Below are 288 nucleotides of genomic sequence, written 5' to 3'. Positions count from 1 at the left end.
TAAAAGTTTTAATGGCGGAGAGCGAGGGATTCGAACCCTCGAAGCCGCGGTAGCGGCTTACACGATTTCCAATCGTGCTCCTTCGGCCTCTCGGACAGCTCTCCATATGGCTCCACAGGTAGGATTCGAACCTACGACCGATCGGTTAACAGCCGATTGCTCTACCACTGAGCTACTGTGGAATAATCCATAATATTAAAGAAAGAAGTAATTCGCTTGTCCTTAAGGACTTAATAAGAGAATACTTTCGCCTGGCGACGTCCTACTCTCGCAGGGGGAAGCCCCCAA

The 288-nt window shown here is 49.7% G+C and carries 2 tRNA genes; both read right to left on the bottom strand.

The features are described from left to right. Nucleotides 1-12: 12 nt before the first annotated feature. Nucleotides 13-104 (bottom strand) — tRNA-Ser (locus FLK20_RS21495). A gap of 3 nt (nt 105-107) precedes the next feature. Beyond that, nucleotides 108-182 (bottom strand) — tRNA-Asn (locus tag FLK20_RS21490). Nucleotides 183-288: the final 106 nt, after the last annotated feature.

This window comes from Oceanobacillus sp. CFH 90083 (genome assembly GCF_009389585.1).
Lineage (GTDB): Bacteria > Bacillota > Bacilli > Bacillales > Amphibacillaceae > Oceanobacillus.
The sequence above is the reverse complement of the archived record's forward strand: the minus strand, read 5'-3'. Positions and strand labels throughout refer to the sequence as shown.